General features: G+C 67.8%; 15 protein-coding genes. 8 read left to right on the top strand and 7 right to left on the bottom strand.

The window, feature by feature from the left end:
- The first annotated feature begins 111 nt into the window (after positions 1–111).
- Genes ACZ6ZD_RS13810 through ACZ6ZD_RS13795 form a run of 4 tightly spaced genes read left to right on the top strand, consistent with a single transcriptional unit; the run spans position 112 to position 5,485 of the window.
- Positions 112–996, top strand: a complete 885-nt coding sequence (locus ACZ6ZD_RS13810; protein WP_465671712.1) for a carbohydrate ABC transporter permease — start codon at positions 112–114, stop codon at positions 994–996.
- On the top strand, positions 983–1,825 hold the full coding sequence (locus ACZ6ZD_RS13805; protein WP_465671710.1) for a carbohydrate ABC transporter permease: 843 nt from the start codon (positions 983–985) through the stop codon (positions 1,823–1,825). The genes ACZ6ZD_RS13810 and ACZ6ZD_RS13805 overlap by 14 nt, the downstream gene beginning before the upstream one ends.
- A gap of 16 nt (positions 1,826–1,841) precedes the next feature.
- Positions 1,842–3,281, top strand: a complete 1,440-nt coding sequence (locus tag ACZ6ZD_RS13800; RefSeq protein ID WP_465671708.1) for an ABC transporter substrate-binding protein — start codon at positions 1,842–1,844, stop codon at positions 3,279–3,281.
- Between the two features lie 5 nt (positions 3,282–3,286).
- Entirely contained in the window at positions 3,287–5,485 is a 2,199-nt protein-coding gene (locus tag ACZ6ZD_RS13795) for a family 78 glycoside hydrolase catalytic domain (protein ID WP_465671706.1), read from the top strand.
- A 24-nt stretch (positions 5,486–5,509) separates the two neighbouring features.
- On the opposite strand, the gene ACZ6ZD_RS13790 is transcribed toward ACZ6ZD_RS13795, so the two are convergent.
- The gene (locus ACZ6ZD_RS13790) at positions 5,510–6,043 is read right to left on the bottom strand and encodes a hypothetical protein (RefSeq protein ID WP_465671704.1); all 534 of its coding nucleotides are present in this window, start codon (positions 6,041–6,043) and stop codon (positions 5,510–5,512) included.
- 152 nt (positions 6,044–6,195) lie between these two features.
- Entirely contained in the window at positions 6,196–9,045 is a 2,850-nt protein-coding gene (locus tag ACZ6ZD_RS13785) for a hypothetical protein (RefSeq protein ID WP_465671702.1), read from the bottom strand.
- A gap of 127 nt (positions 9,046–9,172) precedes the next feature.
- Between ACZ6ZD_RS13785 and ACZ6ZD_RS13780 the strand changes: the two genes are divergently transcribed.
- Both ACZ6ZD_RS13780 and ACZ6ZD_RS13775 read left to right on the top strand, forming a co-directional pair.
- Complete coding sequence (locus tag ACZ6ZD_RS13780) at positions 9,173–10,987, top strand: serine/threonine-protein kinase (protein ID WP_465671700.1); 1,815 nt, start codon at positions 9,173–9,175, stop codon at positions 10,985–10,987.
- Between the two features lie 2 nt (positions 10,988–10,989).
- A complete protein-coding gene (locus tag ACZ6ZD_RS13775; protein ID WP_465671698.1) occupies positions 10,990–11,793 on the top strand; it encodes an FHA domain-containing protein in 804 nt (267 codons plus the stop codon).
- On the opposite strand, the gene ACZ6ZD_RS13770 is transcribed toward ACZ6ZD_RS13775, so the two are convergent.
- Positions 11,790–12,437, bottom strand: a complete 648-nt coding sequence (locus ACZ6ZD_RS13770; protein WP_465671696.1) for a helix-turn-helix transcriptional regulator — start codon at positions 12,435–12,437, stop codon at positions 11,790–11,792. The two genes, ACZ6ZD_RS13775 and ACZ6ZD_RS13770, sit on opposite strands and share 4 nt — an antisense overlap.
- A gap of 179 nt (positions 12,438–12,616) precedes the next feature.
- On the opposite strand from ACZ6ZD_RS13770, the gene ACZ6ZD_RS13765 reads away from it, so the two are divergent.
- Together ACZ6ZD_RS13765 and ACZ6ZD_RS13760 are read left to right on the top strand one after the other, a co-directional pair.
- Positions 12,617–13,060: a hypothetical protein gene (locus ACZ6ZD_RS13765; protein ID WP_465671694.1), complete on the top strand. Its 444-nt coding sequence runs from the start codon at positions 12,617–12,619 to the stop codon at positions 13,058–13,060.
- A 127-nt stretch (positions 13,061–13,187) separates the two neighbouring features.
- Positions 13,188–13,523: a hypothetical protein gene (locus ACZ6ZD_RS13760; RefSeq protein ID WP_465671692.1), complete on the top strand. Its 336-nt coding sequence runs from the start codon at positions 13,188–13,190 to the stop codon at positions 13,521–13,523.
- Positions 13,524–13,597: 74 nt separating this feature from the next.
- On the opposite strand, the gene ACZ6ZD_RS13755 is transcribed toward ACZ6ZD_RS13760, so the two are convergent.
- The 4 genes from ACZ6ZD_RS13755 to ACZ6ZD_RS13740 all read right to left on the bottom strand — a co-directional run bounded on the left by ACZ6ZD_RS13755 (position 13,598) and on the right by ACZ6ZD_RS13740 (position 20,512).
- Positions 13,598–15,160 carry an OmpL47-type beta-barrel domain-containing protein gene (locus tag ACZ6ZD_RS13755; protein ID WP_465671690.1) on the bottom strand — a complete coding sequence of 521 codons (1,563 nt, stop codon included), beginning with the start codon at positions 15,158–15,160 and terminating at the stop codon, positions 13,598–13,600.
- 9 nt (positions 15,161–15,169) lie between these two features.
- Positions 15,170–19,132: a ThuA domain-containing protein gene (locus tag ACZ6ZD_RS13750; RefSeq protein ID WP_465671688.1), complete on the bottom strand. Its 3,963-nt coding sequence runs from the start codon at positions 19,130–19,132 to the stop codon at positions 15,170–15,172.
- A 10-nt stretch (positions 19,133–19,142) separates the two neighbouring features.
- The gene (locus ACZ6ZD_RS13745) at positions 19,143–20,141 is read right to left on the bottom strand and encodes a multicopper oxidase domain-containing protein (RefSeq protein WP_465671686.1); all 999 of its coding nucleotides are present in this window, start codon (positions 20,139–20,141) and stop codon (positions 19,143–19,145) included.
- Between the two features lie 152 nt (positions 20,142–20,293).
- Positions 20,294–20,512: a hypothetical protein gene (locus ACZ6ZD_RS13740; RefSeq protein WP_465671684.1), complete on the bottom strand. Its 219-nt coding sequence runs from the start codon at positions 20,510–20,512 to the stop codon at positions 20,294–20,296.
- Positions 20,513–20,538: the final 26 nt, after the last annotated feature.

Raw genomic sequence — 20,538 nt, 5'->3', positions numbered from 1 at the left:
TCCGATTGTGGCCACTCGTCGAGCTCCGTCGAAATGCTTGACGCTCTCAGCGGCGGAGAAGATAGTCAGCTCACTCAATGAAACGTTCCAAGTCGTGGGGAGGTGGCTGGCGTGCGACGGCTCAATTTGGGGGTCTATCTCGCTCTGCTGCCCGCCGCGATTGTGCTCGTGGTGTTCGCCTACTACCCGGCGCTGAACGGGATCTGGCATTCGTTCTTCGAGTGGCGGCCGGGGTTCGCGTCGGTGTTCACGGGGTGGGAGAACTATCGGGCGATGGTGCGGGACGAGTTGTGGTGGCGGTCGTTCCGGAACATCGGGGTCATTCTCGTCTGGGCCGTCACGTTGATGTGGGTTTTCCCGTTGCTGGCCGCGGAGTTGGTGCTGGCGTTGTCGAGTGAGCGGTTGCGGCTGGTGTTCCGGACGCTGTTGATCCTGCCGCTCGCCTTCCCGGTCGTGGTCAACGTCTTGATCTGGGAGTTTCTGTACGACGCACGCGACGGCGTGATCAACACCCTGCTGCGCAGCGTCGGCCTGGGCGCGTTGGCGCAGGACTGGGTCGGTAATCCGGATACCGCGCTCTACGCGCTGATGGTGATCGGGTTCCCCTGGATCGCCAGTTTGCCGTTCCTGATCTTTCTGGCGGCGTTGCAGAACATCCCGGCCGACGTCCTGCAGGCGGCGGAGATCGACGGGTGCGGGAAGTTCCGCCGGTTCTGGAGTATCGATCTGCCGTTGCTGGCCGGTCAGTTCCGGCTGTTGTTCGTACTGGCGATCATCTCGGTGCTGCAGTACGGAATGCAGGCGCATCTGATCACCCGCGGCGGCCCGGACAACGCCACCCAGGTGCCGGTTCTGCGGATGCTGTCGGCGGCCTTCGAGCAGAGCGACTGGGGATACGCCGCTGCCCTCGGTACCACGTTGTTCCTGATCACGTTGATCGCCAGCGTCGCCACGATGCTGCTGAGCCGCAGGAGTCCCGCCCGTGGCCGTTCTTGACAGGTTGAGCCGGACCAGGAAGACCGACCTGGTCGCGTCGAGCATTCTCGCGGTGCTCGCGTTCGTCGGGCTCTTCCCGTACCTGTTCCTGCTGCTGACCTCGTTCAAGAGCAACGAGCAGTTCTACGAGAGTTACTGGGTACCGACCTGGCCGTTGCAGTGGGACAACTATTCCGTGGCCTGGCAGCAGGTCAGCCCGTACCTGTTCACGTCGTTCGTCGTCGCGGCGTTCGCCATCGTCGGCACGATCGGGCTGGCGTCGGTGACGGGGTACGTGTTCGCGCGGTATCGCTTCCGGGGCCGGAACGTGATGTTCGCGTTTCTCGCCGCGCTGCTGATGATCCCGTCGATCACCAGCCTGGTCCCGCTGTTCATCCTGATGCGCGACCTGAATCTGCTGGACACCCGGCTGGTGATCGTCATCCCGCATGTGGTGGGTGGCACGGTGCTGGGGACGGTCCTGATCCGGCAGAGCATGGAGCAGATCCCCGAAGAGCTGTTCGAGGCGGCCCGGGTCGACGGCGCCGGCGGGATCCGGATCTTCTTCTCGCACATGCTGCCGCTCAGCCGGCCAGTGATCGGTACGGTCGCGCTGATCACCATGCTGGGCGTCTGGAACGACTACTTCTGGCCGTTGCTGACCGTCTCGACCGACGCCTACCGCACCGTCCCGGCGGGCCTTGCGTTCTTCGCGGACCAGAACATCCAGCAGTGGGGACCGTTGTTCGCGGGGTACCTGCTCGCGAGCTTGCCGCTGCTGATCATCTTCGCGTTGCTTTCCAAGCTGTTCCTGACGGGGGTCCACGGCGGGATGGTCGCCGACAAGTAGATCGAAAGGACTTCTCATGACGGCTAGATCTCGCCTTCGGCTGACGGCCGGGCTCGCGGTGGCCGCGGTCACGCTGTCCGGTTGCGGACTGCTCGGGACCAGCAGCAAAGGCACCGGCGACAAGGTGGTCATCACCCTCGCCGGCCCGAACCAGTGGAACACGAGCGGCAGCAGCTTCGGCCCTGCCTGGGAGGAACTGGTCGCGGCCTTCGAGGCCAAGGAACCGGGGATCGACGTCCAGACCCAGGTCCTGCCGCTGGACAGCTTCGCCCAGACCATCTCGACGCAGCTCGCGGCCGGTACTGCCCCGGAGCTGGTCTTCAACCAGCCGCCGCACAAGGCGCACGAGGTCCACGCCCTGGACGAGGAGCTGAAGAAGCCGAACCCGTACGTCGAGGGCAACAAGGCGTGGATCGACCTCTTCCGCCCCGAGTACTTCGGCCCCGGCGTACCGAAGGCGCTCAACCCCGAGAGCGGCAAACTCGAGTACGTACCGTTCAACCTGGTCGCGATCGGCCTGTTCTACAACAAGGAAGCCTTCGACAAGGCCGGCGTCACGGCGCCGCTGAAGACCTGGACGGAGTTCCGCGCCGCCTGCGGCAAGTTGCGCGCGGCCGGATACGACCCGGTCGGTATCGACAAGGGCAACCTGAACCTCGGCTGGACCTGGGAGTCGATCGTCACCCAGCTGACCGACAAGTACTACGGCGCCTGGAACTCCTTCGACGCCGGCGGCAAGCCGGGCAAGGCCGAGTCCGTCACCGGCAAGTCGGTGCTGAAGGCCATCAAGTCCGGTGCGCTCACGTCGTCATCGCCCGAGGTCGCGGAGTCGCTCAAGCTGCTGAAGGAGTTCTACGACTGCGGTACGAAGAACTGGTCAAGTGCCGCGGACGGCGGCGCGGTCGTCAACTACCGTGACTTCGTCGGCGGTAAGTCGGCGATGGCCTGGGGGACCGACTTCGCCGTGGAGGCACTGGCGAAGGACGCGAAGTTCCCGTTCGCGACGATGCCGTTCCCGACCATCGGCAAGGACACCACGGCGGTCTCGTCGAACGCGCCGGCCCGGTACGGGACGTCGATCGGCGGCACCAGCTACATGATCCCGTCGACGGTCAGTGGACCGAAGAAGGACGCCGCGGTGAAGTTCCTGCAGTTCGTCAGTACCCCAGCGGTGAAGCCGTGGCTGGACGCGACCGGCGGCATCCCCGCCGTCAAGGATCTCGAAGCGCCGCCGCAGACCGCTGGACTGAACGAAGGCGCCTGGGCCGAGCAGTTCCGGGTCGCTTCGCTTCCGCTCGGACCGGCGGGTACACCGCAGCGCGACGTACTCGACGGGTTCCTGCTCGGCCGCAAGGACCTCAGTGCGCAGCTGAAGGACCTCCAGGCGTCCTGGGGCCGTACCGTCGAGACGGAGATCAAACGCAACGGCTGGGCCAAGGAGGAGTGGGCGAAGTAGCCCTGATGAAAGCCTCTGTCTGGATCTCGGGAGCCGTACCGGCCGCCAACGTCCTGCTTCGGCGGGAGTTCAGCCTCGCGGCGCCCGTGGTCCAGGCACACCTCTCGATCTGTGGACCGGGTGTCTCCGTACCGACGGTCAACGGCACGGTCCCGGACGCCGTGTTGCTCGATCCGCCGGTGACGGCGTACCACCGGCGCCTGCTGTACCGCGTCCACGACGTGACTGAACTGCTGTCCGAAGGGGACAACGCGATCGGGGTTTCGCTGGCGCGCGGCTGGCTCGGCCTCGACCCCAAGCGCACCCTGTACTGGCAGGACGCCGCCTGGCTCGGCGAGGCACGCCTCCTGCTCCAGCTCCGTATCGAGCTGGACGACGGGTCAACGGTCGAGATCGTCAGCGGCCCGGACTGGCAGACGAGCCCGGGGCCGGTGATCGAGGAGTCCGTGTTCGCGGGCGAGATCTTCGACTCCAGCCTCGAACAGCCTGGCTGGAACCTCCCCGGCTTCGACGACTCGTCCTGGCGCCCAGCCCGGATCGTGCCCGCGCCCGGCGGCGTCCTCGAGGAGGCGTCGCTGCCGCCGATCCGGGTGGTGGAGCGCCTGCTGCCGATCGGCATCGCCTCCCCCAGACCGGGGAGCTGGGTCTTCCGCTTTCCCCGGCTGGTGGTTGGCTGGGTCGCTCTGCGCGTGGCCGAAGCGGCCGAGGTCACCGTCCGGTACGGCGAATCCCTCCAACCTGACGGCACCGTCGACGTCACTGGAGATCCCGGCCTCACCGTGGGACCGATCCAGACCGACGTCTTCCGGCTGCACGACGCTACCGAGCGGGATCTCCGTCCTTCCTTTACCTACAAGGGTTTCCAGTACGTCCAGGTCGACGGCCTCGAGTGCGAGCCGCAGCTGACCGCCGAGGTCGCGCACACCGATGTCGAGACGATCGGCACGCTCGAAGCCGGTGATCCACTGCTCGAGCAGCTCCACGACCTCGCGGTACGGACGCTGAAGAACAACCTGCACGGCGTCCTGACCGACACCCCGACCTTCGAGAAACGCGGCTGGCTCGGCGACACCGGGTTGATCGCGGAGACGGCGCTGGACAACCTGGACGTCGGTTCGGTGTTCGCCAAATGGCTGCGCGACATCGCGGACTGCCAGGGCGACGACGGCAACGTGACGGATCTGGCGCCGTCGCCGTCCCCGGGCGACTGCCGCGACCCAGCCTGGGGCTCCGCCTACCTGGCCGTTGCCTGGCACACCTATTGGCGGTACGGCGACGTCCGTGTGCTCGCCGAGCACTACGACAATCTGCGACGGTACGTGGACTACCTGACGGCGTCCGCCGTCGACGGGCTCGTACCGCCGGCGCTGTACGGCGACTGGGTGCCACCTGGCTACGGCGAATGGGGCCAAGAGCCGGACGTCGCGAAGTTCTTCCCGCCGGAAGGCCCGGAGCTCTGCTCAGCGGCGTACTACATTCGTTCCGTTGAGCTGATGAGCAGCATCGCCACTGCGGTCGGCAAAGAGGAGACCGGGTACGCCGTCCTGCGGGACCAGCTCGCAGCCTCCTTCCAGCAACGTTTTTTCCTTCCGGACAAGGGATTCTACGGAGCGGAGTTCCGCCAGACCTCGAACGTCCTGCCGCTGGCCTTCAACCTGGTACCCGACGAGGAGCGGGAACGGGTGCTGGGCGCGCTGGTGGCGGATCTGAATGCCCGAGGCAACCATCTCGACACCGGCATCCTCGGAACGAAGGAAATCTTCGGCGTCCTGACCGAGGCCGGTCACGTCGACCTCGCCTACACGATCGCGACCCAGCGCTCCTATCCCAGCTTCGGCTGGTGGATCGACCAGGGCGCAACCACCCTCTGGGAGTCCTGGCGCAACCCGAGATCTCGCTGCCACCACATGTTCGGTACCTACGACCACTGGATCTACAGTTCCCTCGCCGGCATCCGCCCCACCGCGCCTGGATACAGCCAGGTCACCTTCCACCCGTACTTCCCGACCGCCCTACCGTCCCTGAGCGCCGCCATCCGTACCGTCCGAGGCACGGTCGCCAGCTCCTGGAACCGCGACGGAAGCCAGATCCGGCTCCGGGTCGAGCTACCTCCCCAAACCCGGGGAACGGTCGTCCTGGGCCGACAGCGGATTCCCGTCGGCCCAGGCACTCACGAGTTCGTCGCTACTCCCCGAACCCCATGACGGGCCCGGCAGCTAGAGGTCATTTCAGGCGTCGAGCCGGAATGCTTCGATGACCAAGGCGGCTGGGCGGCCCGCCATGATGATCCGGTAGGTACGGCGGGCGGCGCCGATGAGATCCCGGTCGAACCAGAGGAGCTCGCGGCGGCTCTCCAGGCCGGCCGCAATGATCGCTGCGCCCAGGCTGAAGCCGGGTCTGCCGACCCGGGCGGCCAGGATCGGCGGGATCCGGTCCGGGAGAAGGATGGACTCCGCGTCAGCGAACCAGCGAGCCGATTCCCGGCCGGTCAGCCGGACCTGCCGATGATGGGCGAGCGCCCCGGAGCGGGTGTCCAGCCATTGCGCGGTGCGATCGTCGAGCTCCACGTCGAGACCGGACACCAGCTCGGTGCTGATCGGCTCGGCGTACCAGCCTTCCAGGTTCGCGGTGGTGCTGCCGTCGGAGCGGACCATCATCCGGATCTGGGGCGGGAGCGAGAGAAAGTCGGCCGGGCCGGCCGTCGAAGCGGCTCGCTGGGCCCGGAAGATGCTGAGAGGGTTGATGAAGGCGGTGGTGGTCATGCGTGCCTGTCCTCACCAGTGGGGTGGGCGGGATGCCCTCCGGCACGCAAAAAGTATCCCTCGGCAAGGCCATGACCAGGTGGACGCCGAGGGCAACAAGATGAACAAGATGCCAAAAACCGGCCCCCTTTCGACCTGGATCGAAAGGTCGATCAGCGCGAGCGCTCCGGCTGGCTCGGCGCCGCTGTTCGGCGCGGGGCGGAGCTCGGCTCCGTGCGACCGGTACCGCCGTGCGGCTGGCCCATCATTCGCCGGAGGTGGGCCAGCTCGGCCGTATCGGCGTGCTCGGCTTCGCCGCCCTGCTCGCCCGCCACGCTGAGTACCGGTAGTGACAGTCCGTTCGGGACGCCGGCCTCGCGCCACAGGCGATGAGCCTCGGCCAGTGAAGTGTCGAACTGCTTCTGGACGTGCGCTCGGGAGTCGTCGGTGCCCTGGGTCGCGTGATGATCCACGGCATCGGCGGCGCGGGTCAGCTGCTCCAGGGCGATCAGGCGTTCGGGCAGGAGCGGCTTGCCGGCCGGCTCGGCGACCAGCCGGCGAACGGCCTGCTCGGCCCCGGCGCGAACCTGGTCGGTCGGTCCACCCACCACCCGTCGGCCTTCGGCCGGATTCACGGTCCGCAGATCCGGGAACGGCAGCCGCCGGCCGTTGTCGTCGGCAATCGATTCGTACAGCTTGATCGCGTGCTGGGTGTTGCGCTGAGCCTGCTCCAGCGCCCAGAAGCCCTCCCCTCGGGTCCGATCGACCTCGGCTGCCCAGTGCTCGACACGTTGCAGCGCCTGGCTCCGCTGGCCCCGGACATCCTGGTCGTAGCGGGACTCCGGCTGCCCAGGCGGGACGTTGTCCAGCTCTGCGCGGCGGACGGCGGCCCGGACGTGGTCGGCGTAGAACGGCGAGTTCTCCGGCGGCGACAACGTCACCCGGGCCGGCTGGGTCCGGCGGACGAAGTCCTCGGCCTGCATCGTCAACCGGGTGCCCAGGTACCGCGAGAAAGCCTGCTGCTCGATGAGCTCAGCCTGATCGACGGCGTGAACGCCCTTGTTGTCCTCGAGCGCCAGCTGTGTCTCGAGCTCATGATTACGGAAGACGCGGCGCGCGACCGGGCTGGCGACCATCGACCCTGCGGAGCCCGCGACGGTCATGACGACGGCGAGGTCCGGAAGGTCGAGCACGAGATCGAGGCCGAGGGCGCCGGCCGTACCGCCGAGGGTCCCGGCAGCCACCTGAGCGACATAGGCCGACTTCGGCGCCTGACCCATCGGCCGCTCACCAATCGGTCGCGCGGTGACCACAGGGAGGTCCTTGCTCGCGGCGCCGACCGGCAGGCCGACCTGCTCCTCCAGGCTCTCGGTGAGGCTCCGGAACAGTTCGAGTCGTGGCCCCAGCGTCTCGGCGAGCGCTTCGGCCTGGGTTGCCTGCTTGTGCCGGAGATACCACTGCCTGGAGGAGTAGCGGGCGTCCTCGTCCCGGCTGAGGAAGTGTTTGTCCCCCATCGCACCGGTGATCGCGCCGAGCAGGCCGGGACCGGCCGCGTTGATCAGGCTCTCCGCCTGGACGCTGACATGACGGGCCAGCGCGGTCGGGTCCACGTCGACCGCTGTCGGTGTGCCACCGACGAAGATGCGGCGAGCCGAGCCCGAGACGTTCTCGATGAGCTGGGCCGCGACGGTGACGGTGAACGGCGGGGCGCTGGGCAGGTCGTTCGGTGACGGCGGCATCGCCGGGGCCTCGCGACCGGGCTGCCGATCGTCCTCGGAGCCGGGCGCGACGTGCGCGTTCGCCGCAGCGGCGACCACCCGGTCGAGCCGGGCCTGCAGGTCGGTGAACTCGGCGGCGAGCTGGTTGACGTACAGCTCCGGGTCGGCCAACCGGTGCCGTTCAGTAGCATCGACCCGGCTGAGCCGGAACTTCATCTTCTTGCTGTCGACGAGTCGCTCGGCGAGCGACTTGGCCAGCGCCGCGGAGGCGATCACCATGACGGTGGACCAGGCCGGGACGCCGAACGGCGTCATCGCGCCGGCGACAGCGGCCGCGGCCAGGGTGGGCTGGAGATGCCGGCGGAAGTAGTTGCTCCAGGTCGTCGTCCTGGGCAACTTGACGACGTCCGGCCGGACCGGCTCCGCGCCGTCGAGATTCCCCCGCAGGCCCGGGTAGTCGAACTCGCGCTGTTTCTGCTCCTCCTTGTACGCCGGCCGGCGGGCGTCGACGCGCTGCCGGTCCAGCTTCCGCTCGGTCAGGGCGCCGGCCACCGCGTTGGCGATCGTCGGGGCCGCGATGCCGAGACCGACCAGCGGGTTGCCGGTGAACGCTGCCGCGGCGACACCGACCGCGATCGCGGCGGTGCCGGAGCCGGCGACACTCTTCGCGACGTACCCCGCGGGGCTGACGCGCTCATCGAGTGGCTCCCGGCCGCCCCGCCCACCCCGGTCGAGGATGGCGCGCTCCTCCTCGGTCAGGAGGGTGCGGAGCAGCTCGGCGTTGGGCTGGCCTTCGGCAACGCCCATGATGAGAGCGAGTTTGCGGATCTCGGTGCGCATCGCGGCCCGGCGCGAGTGACTGCCGAGCTGCTGCTCCATCCGGCCGCGCTGCCGCAGCTCGGCGCGGTGGCCGGCATCGGTCGGGATCTGTACGGCGTCCAGGTCGGGGACGGAGTGGGGGCCGAACAGCCGGGCATCCTCGCGGTAGCGGCGTCCGCCGTGAAGACCGGCCGCGGATTCGGCCAGCGCCCTGGCGAGTGCGGGCGCGACCTCGTCGCTCGGCAGTTGGTCGGAGAGGGTGAGCTCAACCGTGTCCCCGTTGCTCGTATAGCTGGCAGTCACGCCCGGGTCGAGCGCGCCGACGCGTTTGACCAGCCGGAAGCGGTTGTTGGCACGGGTGGTGATCGCGTACACGCCGTTGCCCTCATGCCGGACCGTGGCGAGGTCGGCGTCCAGTTGGTCAGGCCGCTCCAGGAGCCGACCGGACTCCGCACTCACCATTGCCCAACCGGGAAGCAACGCCACGAATCCTCCAGCCAAGTCGATGTCCGCGCAGGCTAACTCACCGCGGGGAGCACCTCGGGACGATCGGCAGCCGGTTGGCGATACGGCAGAAGTGGCGTGTTCTGGCGGGGGTTTCTAGGATTGGCCGATGCAGCCTGGCTCTCTGGTCGCCGGTCGGTACCGCCTGGACGAAGAACTCGGCCAAGGCGGGATGGGTGCTGTCTGGCGGGCGGAGGACCTGGAGCTGGGGCGCGTGGTGGCGCTGAAGCGGGCGATCACGGGGAGCGCCGGGCAGATCCGTCGTGAGGCCAGGGTCGGGGCGGGCGTGCTGCACCCCAATGTGGTGGCCGTGTTCGACACGGTGGTCGATGGTGACGCGCAGTGGCTCGTGACGGAGTACGTGCTGGCGATGAGCCTGGAGCGGATCATCGAGGCCGACGGTCCGCTGCCGGAGGCGCGGGTCCTGACGATCGGCGCTCAGTTGGCGGCTGCGCTGGTCGCGATTCACGAGCGTGGGATCGTGCATCGCGATATCAAGCCGGCCAACGTGCTGGTCACCGATGACGACGTCGTCAAGCTCACCGATCTCGGGATCGCTCGCTGGACAGAGGTGACGCAGACCGGCGGCGCTCAGCTGACGGGCACGCTGGGCTATGTCGCGCCCGAGGTCGCGAACGGTGGGGCGGCGACCGCGGCCGCCGACGTGTTCTCGCTCGGCGCCACTCTCTACGCGGCCGTCGAGGGCCAGTCGCCCTGGGGAGATGGCAGCGACGGGCCGTTCGCCCAGATGAACCGGGCGGCCAAGGGGACGCCGATCCCGTACGAGCGCGCCCGCCGGCTCGTGCCGCTGCTCGACACCTTGCTGGAGCCGGATCCGGCGAAGCGCCCTTCCGCAGCGGAGGCCGTCGTCCTGCTCAACGGCGACGATCTCCCGCGTCGGTCCTGGAAGCGGCGGCTCCGACCGGTACGACGGAACGCGATCCTGACGGCGGCCGCCGCGATCGTGGTGGTGGGTGCCGTCCTCCTGGCCTGGTTGCTCCCCCGAGGCTCGGCGCCGCAAACGGCCGATCCGCCGACGACCGCGCCGAATTCGATCGGCCTCGGGTCCGATCCGGGAACGGCCGATCCCTGCGCGCTGATCCCCGTGGACGCCGCCCGCGAGTTCGGAGATGTCTACGTCGATCCTGAGGTCGATGGCTTCGCGACCTGCGTGATCACGAGCACTCTGGAGGACAACAGCGGCAAGGTGCAGACCCATCTCGTGCTGACCGGCCGGGAGGAGTACCCGTCGCGTCCGGTGCGACCGGGCGTTCTGGACGAGATCGAACGGCCCGATGAGAAGGCGGACCGGTGCGAGCGGGCGTTCGCTCTCCCGGACACCAACCGGGTCACGCTCGTGACGACCCGCCTCGACAAGGCGGAGCAGACTCGGCTCTGTCCGATCGCGAATTCGCTCATCCAGGATGCCCTGACGGTCGTGCTGCAAGGTCCGCCGGCGCGACGGCCGAAACTGCCGGCGAACTCACTGGACAAGGTCGACGCCTGCCGATTGGTCGACCTCGCTGAGGCCGGTCGGGCGTTCGGCAAGCCCAGCGAGCAGCCGGTTGCGGAGTTCGGTAACTGGGGCTGTTCCTGGGAGGCCGAGCGCAGCGAGCTCAGTGTGAAGTTCACTCGTCTGTGGCCGATCGAACCTGATGCAGAGTGGGGCGGCAAGGTCATCAAGATCGGCAACCGGAGCGCGCGCCTGATCCCCGATCCCGACGACAAGACGACCTGCACCGCGATGGTGGTGCACCGGCTGTACACACCGAGGCTGCCCGTTCTCGAAAACACACCGCCACGACGCCAAGAGGTGGTTACGATCGAGCTCGACGACCCCACCGCCACGGACCCGACGACTGCCTGTACGAAGACCCAGGCTGTCGCCGAGGCCGTCGTCCGGCGACTCCCGAGCGACCGCTGATCATGGAGAGCGCGAAGTTCAACCAGTTCCGGAGCCTTCGGCACACTCCCGACGAATCGCAGCCGGGCACCTTGAGCGTCCTCACCGTCACCGAGAACCTCGTCGTCCCGCCCGCGCCCGGCGCGGAGCTCAGCTTCGGGCGCAATCGGCCGGCCGTCGACCTGTGCATCGGCGAGAACGACGTACGGATCAGCCGGGTCCACGGCACGATGACCTACCAGGACGGACGGTGGTGGCTGCGCAATCACGGCCGGCTCCCGATCCGGGTGTCGAACGCCGTCCTGCTGCACACCGGCGGCGATCCACTCCCGCTGGCCGTCGGCTACACAACCCTCTTCCTGCGCGGGAACCGTCAACGTGAGCATCTTCTCGAGGTTCTCGTCTCGGACGGCGACGGCCGCACGGCGCAGCCGCGGCCGAGCCAGTTGACGGTGCCGCCGAAGCGCTGGCGACTGACCCCTGAAGAACACCTCACGCTCACGGTCCTTGCCCAGCGCTACCTGGCCTACGACCTGCAACCCTTGCCACTGACCAGACAACAGGCCGCTGCAGAGCTCGCTGATCTGCGTCCACAGGAGTCCTGGACGGCGAAGCGCGTCGAACACATCGTCTCGCGCCTCCGGCAACGACTCTCCGACGCCGGCGTCGCCGGGCTGCGTCGCGAAGAGGTCGGCGAACCGGTCGGGCTGACCCTCACCGTCAACCTGATCTGGGAGCTCGTGCAGTCCACCACCATCGTGCCCATGGACCTGGAGTGGCTCGAGCTCGCCGCGGAGAACCCCGGCGCCGAGCTGCCCCCGGGCTAGGCCTGCCAGTCCAGCAACCAGCCGCGGTCGGCCGCCTTCACACCAGCCTGGAACCGGCTGCGCGCACCGAGCCGGTTCATCAAGAGCGCCACCATCCGACGCACAGTCCGGACAGAGACGCTCAAGTGCTTCGCAACCTGTTCGTCGGTGCACCCGAGCGCCATCAACCGCAGAATCTCCTGCTGCCGCCATGACAGTTCGGTCGTCATGACCTCGTCGGTCCCACCGAACGGCGAAGCATCAGGCCACACCCGCTCGAAGAACCCGGTCGCAGCCGCAATGACACTGTTCAGCCGCAGCACCGCCACCCCACCGTCGGCATTGTCCGCCGGAAGCACAGCAGTCCTGCCATCGATGACCAGCGCGTTCATCAACACGACCGGCGTCGTCCGCACCCCAACCCCAGCCATCGCCAGCCCACTGAGCCGACGAGACAACGCCGGCGTAGTCCGCGCACTGTCCGGAAAGAGCGCCCGATACCGAACGCCCGGACTGACCTCGCGCGGCACAAACGCCCCCGCCGTCGGCGCCAACGTACTGATCGCGATCACCTCCTCGCGAGCCGCAGCCAGCAACCCGGCAATCCCAGCCCGCGCAGCCACCTGCTGCGACCCGTCCCGTCGACTCAGCGTAGTGAAGGTCATAACCGTCGTACCCCCAGGATTTGAGCGTCCCCAAGTTCTACCCCCAACCCCCCGGGACCGGTCCCCAAGCGCCGCCTGCCCAGCGGCGGGCGGAAAGTGGGTGGTGAATGGGCTGGGGTTCGGATTGGGGGTCGGGGAGGGTTTGGGCGTCAGGGTTTGTCGTCTGTGGGGAGATTGTCGTGAAGAAGTTCGTTGCGTTGGCGGCGTTGGCTTTGTCGGTGTCGGTGGTTGCGCCCTTGCATGCGTCGGCTGCGCCCGAGCGCCCGAGTACGCCAGTGACTGCTGCTCCGGCGGGTGATTCCGAGGTGACTCCGGCTGGGCGGACGACGTACTACATGACGCAGTACTCCGTCGCCAATCGGGTCACCGGGGTGAACGTGTTGACGTTCGGCCGGCAGACGATCACCAAGGTCTTCGTGTACGGGATCGGGTTGGGGCTTTCGCTGATCAACAACGGCGAGGCCAACGTCAGCTTCGCGGCGGTGTACGACAACGCGGATCACACGAAATCCGTGTACCGGACGGCGACGCTCGCCGAATACCCGTCGTACGACCGGCTGCACGACCGCTGGACCTTCAAAATCAACGGCGAACTCCCGAACGCCGTCATCGCCGCCTCGTAGGACGGCGCTGCTGAGACCCCGAGCTCTCTGGACGTCGCAACCTTACGATGCTGGTCGAAAGCCTCGCACTTGTGGTGCGGATCGGACACGGTGGGTGAGACTTTGTTGCCAAATGCAAGGAGTGCTCATGGTTCGCACGGTGCGAGTGGTACTGGCGGTGGCGGTCTCCGCCATGGGGCTGGTGGGAGTAACGCTGAGCCCGGCGTCCGCCGACCCGACCTGCCAGAACAACAACGTCTGCCTGTACATGAACGGGTCACTGGTGGCCATGTTCCCGGCCATTCCCGCTCCGCTCTGCCGGCACAACGTGCCCTCGTTCAACCATATCCACAACAACAGCGATCGCACCCAGCAGATCTTCGGCAACGGCAACTGCGGATCGGACCGGCCGGGGCCGTACATCGACCCCCAGAGCCACGCTTGGCCGTCTCCGTACTACAACAGCATCAAGGGAATCTCCTGAACATCTAGCCGCGCCAACGGACAACACCAGGCTACTCGAGGTTGTGAGTGGCCTGGTGTTGGCGGGTTTGGCTGTTAGTGGAGGGGTTGGCGGGTGGGGTGGAGTTGTTTGGCGGGGGTTTTGACGATGGTGAAGGTGCCGGAGAGTTCGGGGGCTACGTTGCCGGCGTTGTCGGTGGCGCGGACTTTGATGGTGTGGGTGCCGGCGGTGGTGAAGGGGACGGGGGTGGTGTAGGTGGTCCAGGCGCCGTTGTTGAGGGCGTATTCGATGGATTTGATGCCGCTGGCATCGGTTGCGGTGGCGTTGAGGGTGGCTCGGTCGACGAACTGCCAGCGGGCGTTCTGATTGCCGGTCAGCCAGCCTGACAGGGCTGGGGGTGTGCTGTCGCCGCCGGTTGGGACGACCTTGAAGGTCGCGGTGCCGACAGCGGAGACGTTGCCGGCGGCATCGGTTGCCCGGTAGCCCACTGTGTGGGTTCCGTTCGTGGCCACCTCGACAGGCACTGTGTACGCCGTCCAGGCGCCTCCGTCGAGCTGGTACTCGACGGAGGCGACTCCGGAGTCGGCGTCGGTCGCAGTTACCGTCACGGTGGCCTTACCGACATAGTTGCCGTCGGCATCTTGAGTACCGGCTACGGCTGCGGTGACGGTGGGCGGGGTGGTGTCTTTGGCGACCACGGTGAAGTGCGCCATGCCCTCGGGAGATACGTTGCCGGCGTTGTCGGTGGCTCGGTAGTGCAGCATGTGCATGCCGGGCGTGTTGACGTCCACTGGCTTCGTGTACGGCGTCCAGGCGCCGCCGTCGAGCTGGTATTCGGTGGTCTTGACACCGGAGCCGGCGTCGGTCGCGGTCACCGCTACCCGGGCGGTGCCGAGGTAGTTGCCGTCCGCATCTTGTTCGCCGGTGACGGCGGCGGTCACCGTCGGTGGCGTGGTGTCCTCCGGCGGCTCGACGACCCGGAAGCCGACCGATTTGGTCGGCGCCACGTTGCCGTCGTTGTCGGTCGCTCGGTACTGGACCGTGTGATCGCCGATCGCGCTGACCACCACGGGGGTGGTGTACGGCTTGAATCCGGTGTCGTCCAGCTCGTATTCGACCGAGGCCACTCCGGACTGCGCGTCCGAGGCGGTCACCGTGACGGTGGCCTGGCCGAGGTAGTGGCCGTCCGAGTTCTGCGATCCGGTGACGGCTGCGGTGACGGTGGGCGGGGTGGTGTCGCCGCCGTCCTCGGTGACGATGAACTCGCCGACCATCGTGCTGTGCCCCGGGATGGCGCAGAAGTACCGGTACTTGCCCGGCGTGAGCGTCACCTCGACCTCGTGCCGGCCGTTGGCGCCGTCGTCCGGGTACGCCAGGATGTTCAGATCGACGTCGTGGTTGTAGCCCGGCGTCGATCGGTCGAAGGTCAGCGTGTGCGACATGTCGGTGGTGTTACCGGTCGCCTCGCTGTTCTCGAACACGATCGTGGTCGCGCCGGCGACCGCCTGGGTCGGCGCGGTCGTGTACGCCGTGACGCTGTTGCCCGCCGTCCAGGTCAGCACCTGGACGGCGGCCGGCTCGGCCGGTGTGGATGCCAGCGCCGATTGGGGCGCCAGCATCACCAGTACCGCGGTGAGCGCGGCTATGAGTCGTCGCATCGCAGCCTCCTAGAGGGTCCGCAGCCGGATGTTGCGGAACTCCATCAGGTCGCTGTTGCCGTGGTTCTGCAGCCCGATGTAGCCCTCGGCGAACTGCCGCAGGTCGGTCGGCGGATCGCCTGCCCGCGAGGACTGTTGCCCCGGGGCGTTGTCGAACTCGTTGATCACCACGCCGTTGCGGATGATCGTGTAGCGCTGCCCGATCACCTTGACCTCGTACTCGTTCCACTGCCCCTTCGGGGTCGGCCGGGCCGCGGTCAGCGGGTTCGGGTCGAAGTTGTAGATCGATCCGGTCTTCTGCGGCTCGCCCGGTTCACCGTCGTACAGCTGAACCTCGTGACCGCAGAAGATCGCCACCCAGGCGTGTGAGGTGCGGGCCGAACCGACCGTGCCGCAACTGCCGAGCGGCCGTTGGTCGAGCGGTGTGCGCGGATCCGGGAAGCGGACGAACACGCCGCTGTTGGCGCGAACGGCGTCCGGTGCGACGTCGCGGAACTGCAGCTTCAGCGAGAAGTCGCCGTACGGCTTCTTCGCGTACCAGAGCATGCCGAGCCCACCGGACGGTTTCAGCGATCCGTCCGGCTGGATGGCGAACTCGCCCGACGGCGCCTGCGCCCAGCCGTAGAACGACTCGTTCGTGCCGTCGAACAGCGGCTCGTAACCGGTCACCCCGGGCTTGCCGATATTCGATGCGCGAGCGACGGCGATCAGGTTGTCCCGCTCGGCGACGGTGATGATCCCGCGCTGCCGCAGCTGCTTAGTGGCCTGCTGGACGTGCGTCACGAACAACGCGTGGGTCGCCCAGGTGCTCTCGTCGTCGATCAGGTCGTCCGCCTTGCAGCCGCCGCCCGCATTGCGGTTCGGCACTGTCGTGGCGGTGTCCCCGATCGTCACCTGCGCACCTTGATCCGCCATCACACAGCCGGCGTTCACCGCTGTCGTCGCGACCGCGGTCGTGCCGTCGGCGTACGTGATGGTGACCTTGGCGGTCTGCAGGCCCGGGCTCGCGTAGGTGTGCCGCGGGTTGGCCTCGGTCGAGGTCGCGCCGTCGCCGAACGTCCAGGCGTACGACACCCCGCCGGCCTTGGCCCCGTTGAACGCGTACGTCAGCGGCTTGTTCTGCACCGCGACGCTGGAGGCCTTCGGCAGCGGCGTCGGCGCACCGCCCTTGTAGCTGACCTTCACCAGCTTCTGATTCGGGTGCAGGGTGAAGAACCCGCCGCCGTAGTCGAGGACGTAGAGGGCGCCGTCCGGCCCGAACCGGGCGTCCATCCAGCTCTGGACCTGGTTGGCTCCATTGCCCCCGGCAATGATTTGCTGGAACGTCTCACCGAACGCCGGCGCCTGCGCGGTCGGGACGCCGGCCGGGTCGACCGTCACCGCGACCCGGCGGGTCGGGGTCGAGTTGTCGCCGATGAACCACTTGTCGTCCCAGTACTTCGGCCAGGCCACACCGCTCTTGGTGTTCACCCGGTCGTAGTGGTACGTCGGCCCGGACATCACAGCCTGCCCGCCGCCACCGCGGAAGTACTGCTGCGTGTACGTCGCCTCAGCGTCGTTGTACGTCGGGATCGAGCTGCCCGGGCGTTTCGGGAACACCGGGCCGCCGCCGCCCGGCGAGTACCAGATCATGTTGTCCTTGACCGGCGGCAGCTCGACCAGGCCGGTGTTACGCGGCGAGGTGTTCAGCGGGTTGTCGCAGTCGTACCAGCCGGTCAGCACCGATGCGTCGGTGTTGCTGCGGTTCCGGTACGGCTGCCGGTTACCCATGCAGTAGGGCCAGCCGTGGTTGCCGGCTTCGGTGATGATCGTCGCGGTCTCGTACTTCGCCGGTCCGAGCTCCGGGTCCGGCGTACCGGCGTCCGGACCGACCCAGGCGGCGGTCAACCAGTCGGTTTCCGGATCGATCGCGAGCCGGGAGATGTTCCGCACGCCCATCACGTAGATTTCCGGCAGCGTCTTGGCCGTGCCCGGCGCGAACAGGTTGCCGGCCGGGATCGTGTACGTACCGTCGGCCTCCGGGTGGATCCGGAGGATCTTGCCGTTCAGGTCGTTGGTGTTACCCGACGTCCGCCGGGCGTCCTGGAACGACAGCCCGCCGAACTCCTGCGTCCAGTTGTTACCGGAGTAGCCGCCCGATCCGCCGGACGAGTTGCTGTCGCCGGAACCGACGTACAGGTTGCCCTTGGAGTCGAAGGCCATACCGCCGCCGGCGTGGCAGCAGCTGTGTTGCTGGACCTCCCACTGCAGCAGGTCCTTGCGGCTGCCCAGGTCGATGGTCTGGCTGGTGGCGTTGTAGGTCAGGCGCGAGACCGTCCGCTTGCCGGTGTGCCGGACTCGGTCGACGGTGTCGTGCGGCATCCAGTAGACGTAGAACCAGCCGTTGTCGGCGAACTTCGGGTCCAGCACGATGCCGAGCAGGCCCTCTTCGTTCTTGACGAGCTCGTCACCCGAGCCGCGGTTGCCCATCACCGGCAGGGTGGCCAGCAGCTTCGCCTTCTTGGCGACCGGATCCCACTGGTGGATGGTGCCGCAGCCGAGGCCGACGTTCGGGTTGTCCCAGGAGACCACCGGACCGGTCGGGCAGGCCGCCTTGCCGACGTAGAAGACCTTGCCGTTCGGCGCGATCGTCATCCCGTGCGGCTCGCCGATCTGGTCGAGCTGGCCGGTCTGGTTGGGCGGGGTCAGCCGCTCGACCGTGTAGTTCGCGGCGATCGTCGCCTGGCAGTCGGCCCGGACCATTCCCGTCGTCCACTTCAGTGCGCCGAGCAGGTGCTTGCGGAAAGCGGACTCACCGTAGCTGCCGTCGGTACCGCCCATGCCCGTGTAGAAGGCCCGGCCGCCGTTGTAGTCGCGGCACCAGGAGATCGGGTGGAACGGGCCGTTGGCACCCGGACCGGGGTTGTAGTGCCGCTCCTCGACCTGGGCGACGGTGTGCACGGTGCCGATCGGGTTGGTCGCCCAGTTGCGCCACTTGTCGGTCCGGGTCAGGTTCAGCGGCAGACCGGCGTTCGCCGGGTGCTGGCGGTCCAGGAGGTTGACGACCGCGCGCTGCGGCGTCGGCTCGGGTGGCGGCTGTGAGTCGCCGGTGTAGAAGAGCAGGTCGGCGAGCTGGATCAGCGGCTCACCGCCGTTCGCGGTGATGTTCAGCCGGTAGTGCGCGTACTCCGTCGGGTTCGCGATCGTGAACACGCGCCGCTGGAGCCGCTCGCCGAAGACCTCGTTGCTGCGGGTGTCCAGGTCCGTCCAGGCGCCGCCGTCGTTCGAGCCCTGCAGTGTCCAGTTCTTGGGGTCGCGGCCGACGAAGTCGTTGGCCGAGGTGAGCGAGTACCTCGTGACCGCCGCCGGCTCGGCCAGCTTCATCGCGACCCAGCCGGTCGTCGCGAACGCCAGCCACTTGGTGTTCGGGTTCGCGTCGGTCAGCTTCTCCTTGGTCTCGTTCGGCGGGTTCTCCGCGCTGGCCGTCACGGCCGAGACCGGGCGCGGAGCGGGCAGCTGAGCGCCGACCGGGCGCGCGCCGATCAGACCGGTGAACCATTCGGAGTCCGGCTGGAACTTGGACGCATCAGCGATGCCGAGGTAGCCGTTGCCGGCCTTGATGTAGTTCTGCAGCGCGGTCTCCTGCTCCCGGCTGAGGACGACGCCCTGCGCGGACAGGAACACCACCGCGCGGTACGTCGCCAGCTTCGCCGGGGTGAAGACGGCCGGGTCCGAGCTGACGTGCACGGTCATCCCGTTCGCCTGGCCGAGGCCGGCGATCGCGTCGGTCGCCCGCTCGACCGGATCCAGCTGGTCGTCGGGTTCGCCGCGGAACACGAGTACGTTGACCGCCACGTCGGTGGCGGCGGTCTTGGCAACCGGTGCTGCCTGCGCGGTTGGCGGCGTACTGCCCGGTTGGGCCACCTGGGTGCCGAGTACCAGCGCTGCGATCACCAGAAGGGCAGCGCTACGCCGCCGACGGTTGAGCCTCATCGTTTCCCCCTCAGCCGTGATGGTTGGAGTGATCGGACTGCGGCCCGGCCACGTGATGCTGATGGAAGCGGTCGATCGCCGCCTGGGCGCCGGGCGGCATACTCCCGTCGGGGTTGCGGACCAGGAACAGGCCGACCATCCCCTGGTCGGAATGCATCTGGACATGGCAGTGGTACATCCACGCCCCCGGCCCGACGCCTTCGCCGGCCAGCACCTGGAAGCCGAACGAGCTGCCCGGATCGAGGTTCTTGTTGTCGATCACCGGGCTCGGGTCGTTCGCGCCGGTGAGCATGCCGGTCCGGGTGTCGGCCCAGCGGTGGGCATGCAGGTGGAACGTGTGCGGGAGGTTGCCGTGCCCGATACACACGAACTCGACCCGCTCCCCCTGCCGGGCCTCGAACATCGGGGTGTCCGGCGCCTTCTTGTTGTTGATCAGCATCTCGTTGAACACGACCGTGAACTGCCGGTCCGGGATCAGGTCGCCGCGGCGACGGACGATCAGACCGCCGTACAGGCCCTTCTGGATGCCGATCGTGCCGTGGTCGTTCCCTAGGGCGTGATCGTGGTAGTGCCAGTAGCCGGCGCTACCGGGCAGGAACCGGTTGCCACCGATGTCAACCTGCTTCCGGGTGCGCCAGACGTACGTCCGGGTCTCCCCCGGCGCGTTGAACGAGGCGTTCAGCGGGCTGCCGTCGGAGTTCACGTCGTAATCGACGCCGTGCGGATGAATCGACAGCCGCTTGTCGGTGTTGTTCACCAACTCGATCTCGAGGGTGTCCCCCTCGTAGATCTCCAGCAGCGGACCAGGGATCGTCGCCTCCCCAGGCGCCAACCCGTAGCCGTACAGATCTCCCGGCAACGGCTCGGCGTACAAGGTGATCTGGCGCACCGCGCCGGCTCTTTCCGGCGCGGCCGCCGCTCCACTCAGCACCGCACCGCCGGCCACCGCGGCCGGCGTCACCAACACCGAGCGGCGGGACAACCGCGATTTTCGGGCATGCTCAACCATCAAGGGACTCCGTTCGGGCGGGAACGCGTGTCTCCAGGCGTAGTTCAGCCAGCACCCTATGTAGCCAGCACCCGATTGTTAAGACCTTGACCCGAACTTTTGTCGTTCGTTGTCAGAAACTGGCCACCCCACCAACCAAAAGCACCCCGGCGTCAGCAGCTCGGAGGCTCCAGCGGATAGAGCACCGGACTGATCTCGGCCACGATCTCGAGACCGGCCCGGTCGTGCCGGCGGAGCAGCAGCTCGCGCGATTCCGGGGCGTCGGCGAACTGGGCCAGCGCGCGGCCGGCGTCGGCACGGTCCAGGGAGTCGTCGCTGGTCGCGAGGTCCGCCAGCGCGGCGACCACCAGGCGTCTCCGGTCGTGATCCATGCCGGGATCGTGCCACACGCCAACGC

It is taken from the genome of Kribbella sp. NPDC104218 (assembly GCF_055584105.1).
Note: the sequence above shows the minus strand (reverse complement) of the source record. Positions and strands in the feature narration are given on the sequence as shown.